This window comes from Streptomyces sp. 13-12-16 (assembly GCF_002114215.1).
Classification (GTDB): Bacteria; Actinomycetota; Actinomycetes; order Streptomycetales; family Streptomycetaceae; genus Streptomyces.
The window spans coordinates 1-2956 of the sequence record NZ_NCTE01000930.1 but is presented as its reverse complement, the minus strand read 5'-3'; the positions used below and the strand labels follow the sequence as shown (position 1 = coordinate 2956).

4 protein-coding genes are annotated in these 2956 nt (G+C 75.7%); all 4 read right to left on the bottom strand.

Annotated features, from left to right (window positions below; genetic code table 11):
* Nucleotides 1–799, bottom strand: a 799-nt coding sequence (locus B7767_RS32410; protein WP_085575245.1) for a biotin-dependent carboxyltransferase family protein, incomplete at its 3' end; no start/stop codon positions are given.
* Nucleotides 796–1419 (bottom strand): allophanate hydrolase subunit 1, encoded by a 624-nt coding sequence (locus B7767_RS32405; protein WP_085575244.1) that lies wholly within the window; start codon nucleotides 1417–1419, stop codon nucleotides 796–798. The genes B7767_RS32405 and B7767_RS32410, both read right to left, overlap by 4 nt.
* The gene (locus B7767_RS32400) at nucleotides 1416–2174 is read right to left on the bottom strand and encodes a LamB/YcsF family protein (RefSeq protein WP_085575243.1); all 759 of its coding nucleotides are present in this window, start codon (nucleotides 2172–2174) and stop codon (nucleotides 1416–1418) included. Before B7767_RS32400 ends, B7767_RS32405 begins: the two co-directional genes overlap by 4 nt.
* Before the next feature lie 39 nt (nucleotides 2175–2213).
* Nucleotides 2214–2956, bottom strand: a 743-nt coding sequence (locus B7767_RS32395) for a putative hydro-lyase (protein ID WP_085575242.1), incomplete at its 5' end; no start/stop codon positions are given.

The window sequence follows — 2956 nt, the reverse complement described above, 5'->3', positions numbered from 1 at the left end:
CGGGGTGGACGACCGCGATCACCGGGTAGCCCCCGGTGGTCGGATGGTCGGCCAGGAAGACCACCGGCGTGCCGTCGGGCGGCACCTGGACCGCGCCCAGCACCACGCCCTCGCTGGGGAGCTCGTCCCACCGGGCCCGTTCCAGGGCCGGCCCGGTCGTGCGCAGTCCGATGCGGTTGCTCGCCGGCGACACGTGGTACGTGCGGGACGTGAGGAGCCGTACGGCGGCCGGGGTGAACCAGTCGTCGCGCGGGCCCGGCGTCACCCGCAGCACGAGCTCGTCCGGGGGCGCCGGCTGCGGGGCGACGTCCACGCGCGCGTGGCCCTCCCGCGGAGTGCCGAGGGGAAGCACGGCACCGTCCGTGAGGGGGGCCGGGCCGAGACCGGAGAGCAGGTCCGTGGAGCGGCTGCCGAGCACCGGTTCGACGGCGACCCCACCGGAGACGGCCACGTAGGCGCGTACGCCGCAGACCGCCGCCCCGACGTCCAGCACGGACCCGGCACGCACGCGCACCGGCGCTCCCCAGGCGGCCGGCCGTCCGTCCACGGTGACCGGGCAGGGGGCCCCGGTGACCGCCACGGTGACCGTCGAACGGGGCCGAAGGGAGCAGCCGTCGAGGGTCGTCTCCAGGACGGCCGCGTCCGGCGGATTGCCGGCCAGCCGGTTGGCGAGCGCCGCCGCGGGACCGTCCAGCGCCCCGGAACGGGGCACACCGAGGTGGGCGTGCCCCGGGCGGCCCCGGTCCTGCACGGTGGTGAGGGCCCCCGCGCGTACGACGGCGAGCGCACGGTCCGTCATGCCGCGGGCCCCGTCACCGGGACGAAACGCACCCGCGTACCGGGGGAGAGCAGCGCCGCGGGCACGCGCGCCTGGTCCCACAGCACGAGGTCGGTCGTCCCGATCAACTGCCAGCCGCCCGGCGAGGACCGCGGGTACACGCCCGTGTAGGGACCCGCCAGGGCCACCGAGCCGGCCGGGACGGCGGTGCGCGGAGTGCTCCGGCGGGGCACGTCGCAGTGCGCCGGCAGACCGGTGAGGTAGCCGAAGCCGGGCGCGAACCCGCAGAAGGCGACACGGAACTCGGTGCCCGCGTGGACACGGGCCACCTCCCGCGCGGGGACACCCCAGTGCGCGGCGACGTCCGCGAGGTCCGGGCCGTCGTAGCGCACCGGGATCTCGACCGTCTCCCGCGCGTGCGGGGGCACGGGCGGGAGACGGAGGGCGGTCAGTTCGGCGGCCAGCCGGGCCGGGTCGGACAGGCCGTCGAGCAGCACCGTGCGCGCCGCCGGGACGATCTCGCCGACCGGCAACGAGCCCTCCGCGCGGCGCCGCAGCAGCTCCGCGTGGAGCGCCTGGGCCTCGTCGCCCGAGGAGACCTCGACGAGCAGGGCGTCCTCGCCGACGGGCAGCACCCTCATACGAAGGCCTCCACCCGCACCCCGGACGCCTCCAGCGTGTTGCGCACCCGTCGCGCCAGCTCCACCGCGCCGGGCGTGTCACCGTGCAGGCACAGGGAACGCGCCCGCACCTCGATACGCCGTCCCGAGTGCGCGTCCACCTCCCCGTGCCGGGCCAGGTCCACCGAGCGGGCCACCACCGACTCCGGGTCGGTGACCACGGCGCCCTCCTGACCACGGGGCACCAGCGTGCCCCCGTCGGTGTACGCCCGGTCGGCGAACGCCTCTGTGACCACCGGCAGACCCGCCTTCCCGGCCAGTTCCAGCAGCCGGGAGCCGGGCAGGCCGAGCACGGGCAGCGTGGCGTCCGCCAGGAGCACCCCGTCGACGACCGCGCCGGCCTGCTCCTCGTCGCGCACCACCCGGTTGTACAGCGCCCCGTGCGGTTTGACGTACGCCACGCGGGCGCCCGCCGCGCGGGCGAAGACCTCCAGCGCGCCGATCTGGTAGGCGACCTCGGCCGCCAGTTCGGCCGGCGGCACGTCCATCGCGCGCCGCCCGAACCCGGCCAGGTCCCGGTAGGAGACCTGGGCGCCGATCCGCACCCCCTGCCCGGCGGCGAGCTCGCACACGCGGCGCATGGTGGACGCGTCCCCGGCGTGGAAACCGCACGCCACGTTGGCACTGGTCACCACGGACAGCAGCCGCTCGTCGTCGGTGAGCCGCCAGCGGCCGAACCCCTCGCCGAGGTCGGCGTTCAGATCGATCGAGGTCATGGGTCCTTCGTTTCTCCTGTCTCGTGCCGCACGGGCCGGTCAGGCCACGCGGAACTGCTCGTCGCGGGCGTCACTGAGGAACATCTGCCCCGGTGCGTGCGTGATGGCGAACGGCGGACGGGAGGCCATGACCGCGGCCTGCGGGGTCACCCCGCAGGCCCAGAACACCGGGATGTCGTCCGGCTCCGGGTCCACCGGCTCGCCGAAGTCCGGCCGGCCGAGGTCGTCGATGCCCAGCCCGGAGGGATCACCGCAGTGCACGGGACCGCCGTGCACCGCCGGCAGCAGACTGCTCTCCCGGATCGCCGCGGAGAGGTGCCCGGGCGGCACCGGCCGCATGGACACCACCATCGGCCCGCGCAGCCGCCCCGCCGGACGGCACTGCCAACTCGTCACGTACATGGGAACGTTGCGGCCCTGCTCGACGTGCCGGACCGGAACGCCCGCCGCCGCCAGCGCCCACTCGAACGTGAAGCTGCAGCCGATCAGGAACGACACCAGATCACCGCGCCAGTACGCCCGCACGTCCGTCGGCTCGTCCACCAGCTCGCCGTGCTCCCACACGCGGTAGCGCGGCAGATCGGTGCGCAGGTCCGCGTCCGGGGCGAGGACGGTGGCCGTGGACCCGGCGTCGGTGACGTCCAGGACCGGACAGGGCTTGGGGTTGCGCTGGCAGAACAGCAGCATGTCGTACGCCCAGTCGGCGGGCACCGAGATCAGGTTGGCCTGCGTGTGCCCCGCGGCCACGCCGGCCGTGGGGCCCGCCAGCCCCTCCCGGAAGC